Source organism: Staphylococcus sp. HMSC069D12, assembly GCF_001810405.1.
Taxonomy (GTDB): domain Bacteria; phylum Bacillota; class Bacilli; order Staphylococcales; family Staphylococcaceae; genus Staphylococcus; species Staphylococcus haemolyticus.
In genome coordinates, this window is record NZ_KV801132.1 from 196,742 (window position 1) to 203,259 (window position 6,518).

6 protein-coding genes and 2 tRNA genes are annotated in these 6,518 nt (G+C 31.5%); all 8 read right to left on the reverse strand.

Going from position 1 to position 6,518, the window contains the following annotated elements:
- Positions 1–18 precede the first annotated feature (18 nt).
- Positions 19–618: a 6-phosphogluconolactonase gene (locus tag HMPREF2737_RS11080; RefSeq protein ID WP_037552185.1), complete on the reverse strand. Its 600-nt coding sequence runs from the start codon at positions 616–618 to the stop codon at positions 19–21.
- Between the two features lie 171 nt (positions 619–789).
- Positions 790–1,260, reverse strand: a complete 471-nt coding sequence (gene trmL / locus HMPREF2737_RS11085) for a tRNA (uridine(34)/cytosine(34)/5-carboxymethylaminomethyluridine(34)-2'-O)-methyltransferase TrmL (RefSeq protein ID WP_037552182.1) — start codon at positions 1,258–1,260, stop codon at positions 790–792.
- The gene (gene queG, locus HMPREF2737_RS11090) at positions 1,261–2,388 is read right to left on the reverse strand and encodes a tRNA epoxyqueuosine(34) reductase QueG (RefSeq protein ID WP_037552180.1); all 1,128 of its coding nucleotides are present in this window, start codon (positions 2,386–2,388) and stop codon (positions 1,261–1,263) included.
- A gap of 177 nt (positions 2,389–2,565) precedes the next feature.
- Entirely contained in the window at positions 2,566–3,288 is a 723-nt protein-coding gene (locus tag HMPREF2737_RS11095) for an amino acid ABC transporter ATP-binding protein (protein WP_037552178.1), read from the reverse strand.
- On the reverse strand, positions 3,281–4,735 hold the full coding sequence (locus tag HMPREF2737_RS11100; protein WP_037552177.1) for an ABC transporter substrate-binding protein/permease: 1,455 nt from the start codon (positions 4,733–4,735) through the stop codon (positions 3,281–3,283). Before HMPREF2737_RS11100 ends, HMPREF2737_RS11095 begins: the two co-directional genes overlap by 8 nt.
- Before the next feature lie 231 nt (positions 4,736–4,966).
- A complete protein-coding gene (locus HMPREF2737_RS11105) occupies positions 4,967–6,025 on the reverse strand; it encodes a PTS sugar transporter subunit IIC (RefSeq protein ID WP_037552175.1) in 1,059 nt (352 codons plus the stop codon).
- A 265-nt stretch (positions 6,026–6,290) separates the two neighbouring features.
- Positions 6,291–6,374 (reverse strand) — tRNA-Leu (locus tag HMPREF2737_RS11110).
- Between the two features lie 44 nt (positions 6,375–6,418).
- Positions 6,419–6,493, reverse strand: a tRNA-Gly gene (locus HMPREF2737_RS11650).
- Between the last annotated feature and the right edge of the window lie 25 nt (positions 6,494–6,518).

Genomic DNA, 6,518 nt, shown 5'->3' on the forward strand with positions numbered 1-6,518 from the left:
CAGACCTCACTTTTAAATTTAAGCAAATCTAGCAGTGAAATATTCTTTAACATCTTCGGGTAAACCTTCTGCAGCTGCTCTATCTAAAACAACTGTTACCATTCTATGAGTTTTTAAATCAGCTGGTTCAAAGCTAGATTTACCATTTTCTTCATAAAGTTTTTTAACAACTTCACGTTTATTAGCACCAGTCACAACTAATACTACTTCACGTGCTTTTAATAATCCTTGTCTTACATTTACATTTAAACTACCTGATTCATCAATAGAAGTAACTTGTAAAATTAATTTGCCTTTATTTTCTTTAGTTTTAATTTTGTCATCAATTAAAGATTCTGCATCATCGTCAAAATTAATTGGATAAATTTGACTAGCAGGTACACCTAATGCTTCATAGTATGAGCGATTATCGTCATAATCTAAGATATTTACTTGACTAAAATCAACCGCATTATGATCTACATCTTTCTTTAACTCATCTAAAACAGGTGCAGCATCCTTTGTTAAATGAATTCCCGCAATAGTTGTAGGGTTGTTATTAAATTGCTTTCTAATGATATCTGCTGTGTACTCAGCTACATGTTCTACATCATTAAATACTTTAAAGTTCATTGCCATTGTCATTACACTCCTCTTAGTTCATCAATGTCATATAAATAACGTATTATTCGTTAATTTACCCTTTTAGACACTAAATCAAACTATTTTAAAAATGTTATTATAAATCACTAATAAATATAACATTTTTTAATAAATAGATGCATAGAATTTTAACTAACTTACTACTTATTAGGATAAGCCTGGGAAATTTTGTTGTCGCAATGCTTCATAAATTAATAAAGCGGCTGTGTTAGATAAATTTAACGATCTGATATTTTCACTCATAGGAATTCTTAATGCCATGTCAGCGTATTTTTCTTTTACCCAATCCGGTAAACCAGTCGTTTCTCTTCCAAATATAAAATAATAATCTGTATCTTCTTTAGAAAAATCAAAATCACCATACGTTTGTTTTCCAAATTTAGTTAGTAAGTAGTACTCACCTTGAGTAGCATCGAAAAAATCTTCAATACTTTCATGATAAGTAATATATACATGCTCCCAATAATCAAGGCCAGCACGTTTTAACATTTTATCATCAGTACTGAAGCCCAAAGGCTTAATTAAATGTAAATGTGTGTTCGTTCCTGCACAGGTACGTGCAATATTACCAGTATTTGCAGGAATCTCTGGTTGAAATAAAACAATATGGTTTGTCATTTAAAGTTTCCTCATTTCTAGTCCTTTTATCATTTCATTTTGAACTTCTTCAATTTCATTTTCATAGTTTGCAACTATAAATTCACGTGCATCTTCACCTTGAATTTGGCCAATCGCCCAGTATGCCGTCCCTCTTATCATTGGTCTTGGATCATTTAATGCAACTTCCTTAAGTTCTGGTATTGCTGCCTCTTCATTAAAATGTGCTAAAGCTATGATTGCATTACGTTGAATTGGTTTTTTACCTCGCCAAGCACCAGCTAAATGCCCATATGTTTGTTTGAATTCTTTATTGCTCATTTGTAATAACGGTACTAATCTTGGTTTTAGAATCTCAGGTTCTAGTATAATGTCATCATGCGTTGTATTGATTCCCCTATTTCTAGGACAAACTTGTTGACACGTGTCACATCCATATAAGCGATTGCCTATCTTATATCTATATTCATCTTGCAGATATCCTTTAGTTTGAGTTAAAAAACTAATACATTTTTGAGAATTCAATTGACCATTTCCAACAAGCGCCCCTGTAGGACATCTATCTACACATATTGTACAATCTCCACAGCTATCAAGTAATGGATCATCAGGTTCAAATGGAATACTCACTAACATTTCACCTAAATAACTCCATGTTCCTAAATCTGGATTAATAATAAAACCATTACGTCCAGCAAATCCTAAACCTGCTCGTTCAGCAACGGCCCTATCTGATAATACACCAGTATCAACCATACTTTTTAGTTCTACATCAGGAACTTTAGATTGTATAAAATCAGCAAGTTTATCTAAACGTTTACGCATAATAGAGTGATAATCTTGCCCCCAAGAGGCACGAGCAAACATACCTCGGCGATCACCTCTGACACTTTTAGGTGCACCTTTAAGCTTATTCGGATATCCAACAGCAATTGCTATAATTGAGCGTGCGGTAGGCAAACTTAATTTTGGCTCAGTTCTTAATGAAATATCTGACTCCTCAAAACCCGAAGCATAGCCATTTGCATGATAATCTTCTAATTTCTTTTTAAATTCATCAAATGGATCGGCAGTAGTAAAACCTATACTATCAATACCTATTGAATAAGCATAATCGATGACTTCTTGTTTAAGCCAATTATAATCCAATTCATTTGCCTCCTTAAAATTTATACATATTACATTTTAACATAATCCACATAATGAAATCGTTATTTATTTATATAATAATTGGACACTTTCCTAATAAATATTCCAGTTCAATTTAAAAATAGCGAGTTTGAAACATGATATGATGTCTCAGACTCGCTGCTATTTGTTTACTTATTATAAAACTCTTGATAAAAAGTTTTGCGTTCTTTGATGAGTTGGTGATTGAAATATTTGCTGAGGTGAACCTTCTTCAATAACATGCCCATCTGCCATAAATATAACTTTATCACTCACATCTTTTGCAAATCCCATTTCGTGTGTAACAACAACCATTGTCATTCCTTCTTTAGCTAAATCTTTCATTACCTTTAGAACATCATACACTACCTCTGGATCCAATGCAGACGTAGGTTCATCAAACAATATAATATCTGGATGCATAGCCAGTGCCCTTGCAATCGCAACTCTTTGTTTTTGTCCTCCAGATAATTGAGAAGGATATACATTTGCCTTATCTTCAAGTCCAACTTTTTCTAATAATGATAATGCCTCTTGTTTCAATTGATTTAAATCGCTTTTATTTAATAACTTAGGAGCCAATATGATGTTATTTAATACAGTCTTATGTGGAAACAGATTAAAATTTTGAAAGACCATGCCCATTTTTTGACGTAATTTATTTAAGTTATTTTTGTGAATAGAGAGTTCATTACCTTCGAATACAACCCTTCCGTTTGTTGGTGTTTCTAACAAGTTCATACATCTTAATAAAGTGCTTTTTCCACTTCCTGATGGTCCTATAATCGCTAATACTTCACCTTTTTTAATTTCTAAATTAATATCCTTGAGCACTTCATTTTTCCCAAATTTTTTATTTAAATTTTCAATTTTAATCACTTGCTTTCATTCTCCCTTCTATTAAACTCATTAATCTTGATAATGAAAAAGTTAATACAAAGTACATACATGCTGCTATGATTAATGGTGTAAATGGATCAAATGAAATACCTTGAACAACCTGTGCATTAAACATAATTTCACCAACCCCAATTGTAGATATGATTGATGATTCTTTTATTAAAGTTACAAATTCGTTTCCTAGCGCTGGTAATATATTTTTAAAAGCTTGAGGCAATATGATATAAATCATTGTTTTTGAGTAGTTTAACCCCAAGCATTGTGCAGCTTCAGTTTGACCTTTATCTACTGCATTAATTCCAGCTCTAATTATCTCAGCAATATAGGCTGAAGAATTAATAACTAAGGCAATCGTCCCACAAATTAAAGCAGAAATGTCTAATCCTAAAAGCGCAGTAGTGCCAAAAAATACGATAAACACTTGCACTAACATCGGTGTTCCTCTTAAAAATTCTATATATATTGTTGCGGGTAAAGAAATAATTTTAAACTTACTTAATTTTGCAAGTGCAATAAATGACCCGATTATTGCTCCACATACAACACCAATTAAAGAAATTATTATAGTGTTTTGTAATCCTTTTAAGAAAAAAGTTCCATACTTTTGAATAAAGCTTCCATCATCAACCATTTGTTCTGAAGCAATATCCATATATTTATTAATTAAATGTTTATTTTTAACATCTTTAATAGAATGATTTAAGTGTTCTAATAAAATTGGTGAGTCTTTCGGTAGTGCTATAACTGTGGGTTTCTTTTCTTCATTGAAAGAAACATGGACAATATTTAAATCCTTATTTTGCTTAGCATAAGCATCTGCTACTGGTTTTTCGATTACTAAACCATCAATTTTTTTACTTTTAAGTGCCAAAATTGCATCTGGTAAACGATTTAATGAACTTATTTGTGCATTTTCTATTTCTTGCTGTGCAATTTTTTCTTGTTCACTGCCCTTTTGAGCTCCTATTTTTTTATTATTAAAATCACTCAACTTATGGAAGGTATCATTATTATTTTTTCTAATTAACATAACATTTCCTGTTTCCATATATGGTTCGGAAAAATCAACTTCTTTTTTTCTTTCAGGTGTTGTTGTCATTCCTGATATAATTATGTCAATTTTTCCAGTTTTCAAAGCTCCAAGTAGGCTATCAAATTGCATATTCACTATTTTTAACTTTAAATGATTATCTTTGGCAATTTTTTTTGCTAATTCAATATCTACACCAGCATACTCTGTTTTACCATTTTTAGTTTTTTCAAATTCTAATGGTGCGTAATCAGCTGATAATCCTACTCTTAATTCACCCCTATCTTTAATTTTATTCCAAGTTGCATCTTCATCAGCTAATGCCATTGGTTGTATGTATATCAATGTCAAACTAATTAAGATTGCTATCGCAAGTACTTTTGTTAATTTTTTCATAAGCAACCTCCTTTAATTAATTCATTATTATACGCTTAAACGCATTAATATACAATAAAAATTTTAAAAAAGAGTGAAACAAAATTCGATTTGAATCTTTGTCTCACCCTGACAGGTTAACTAGAGTTGAGAAAAGGTCAATATAAACACTTTCTCAATTCAGTTAAAAGCTTTGAATTAAATTTATTTCATTATATAAATTAAACTTTTGTACATACATTTTAATTGCTATTATTGTTTAGGGATTTCGAATTTGTATATACCATCATGATAGCTTGGTATTAATTTTTTGCATATTTCATGTATAATGAATGCACTCACAAATGGAATAACAAAATAGCCGAAAACGAGCAAAATAATAATTATAGTAGTGTCTCCAGACATTCTATTAAATGCATTAATCGGTCCTACCAGGCCAGTATAACCAAATCCGGCAGATAAAGGTGTACCTTTAATACCTATAGCATATGTCAATACACCAGAGACGATACCATTTAAAGTTAAAGGAACTGCAATAATTAAATGTTTTAAATAGACTGGAATCATCATCTTCGCTGCACCTATAAGTAAAACAATATTAACTCCCATAGAGTTAACTCTTATTGAACCGAATATAAAAGTCACACAAGCTGCGACAATGCCCATGTTAGCAGCACCACTTCCCAAACCAGTTAGACTTATAGCTGTTGCTATGGCGACTAATGAAATAGGTGTAACCATTAACAATGAGAAAGTCACACTTATTAGTATAGACATAATTAAAGGATTAAGATCAGTGAATGAATTCACCATATGGCCAAGTCCTTTAGTAATTGTTTGTACATAAGGTAAAGTTAATAAACCAATTAATCCACTTAATACAGGTATTACAACTGGTAATATAATCATTTCAAGTGAGCCTAATTTTCCTTGTAAAAACATATACATTGCACAAGATATAATTACAACTAATATGATATTGATTATATCTCCAATCCCTTTTAAAACAATGCCCTTAGCTGTAAATTGAACCGCTCCAGATCCAAGGATTGCGGCTATGCCTACCATACAAGAACCTGTCCCATTAAACTTAAATTGATGTGCAGCTAAAACACCGATAATAAATGCCATGAATGATTGAATTATCATTACTAATTGAAAAACAGTTTCGAGCATTGGATGTGAATCCATAAATAACTTCAAAAATTCTCCTAATAACGCATTTGGCAATAAAGCTAATACTACTCCAGCACCTACCGCATTTAGAATATTACTAAAAAAATACTTTAAACTTACACGTTGTTTACTCATAGTAGCCTCCGTTTTCAAACATTAGCTTTATCTTAGTACAAACTAATGTGTTTAACAATATGAACGTTTCTTTTTTAATCAAAAATTAATGCTAATTTTTAAAAATACCATTGATAAAAGTTAACATAAGAAGTTAAACAATTATAAATATAATAGTTCAATAACTAATACTTAACCACTGACTAGAAAATTGAAAAATTGAAATCAATTACAAAACAAAAAAAGTGGAAACGTTGTTAAAACAACATTTCCACATTAAGAATTATACCGGCGGTCGGGGTCGAACCGACACTCCAATACAGGAACGGGATTTTGAGTCCCGCGCGTCTGCCAATTCCGCCACGCCGGCTCAATTTTTGATAAATAAAAAACTTCCATTTGGAAGCAAAAACATGGAGCGGAAGATAGGATTTGCACCTATATCTCGTTCCGGGAAGGAACGTATTCTAAAAGTTGAAATACTCCCGCATTATTAAGAATTATGGAGCGGAAG

Bases quoted from the DNA above. Each gene is read 5' to 3' on its own strand.
- HMPREF2737_RS11100 (WP_037552177.1), bottom strand. From the start codon at position 4,735: ATGAAAAAATTAACAAAAGTACTTGCGATAGCAATCTTAATTAGTTTG.
- HMPREF2737_RS11080 (WP_037552185.1), bottom strand. From the start codon at position 618: ATGGCAATGAACTTTAAAGTATTTAATGATGTAGAACATGTAGCTGAG.
- HMPREF2737_RS11105 (WP_037552175.1), bottom strand. From the start codon at position 6,025: ATGAGTAAACAACGTGTAAGTTTAAAGTATTTTTTTAGTAATATTCTA.
- trmL (WP_037552182.1), bottom strand. From the start codon at position 1,260: ATGACAAACCATATTGTTTTATTTCAACCAGAGATTCCTGCAAATACT.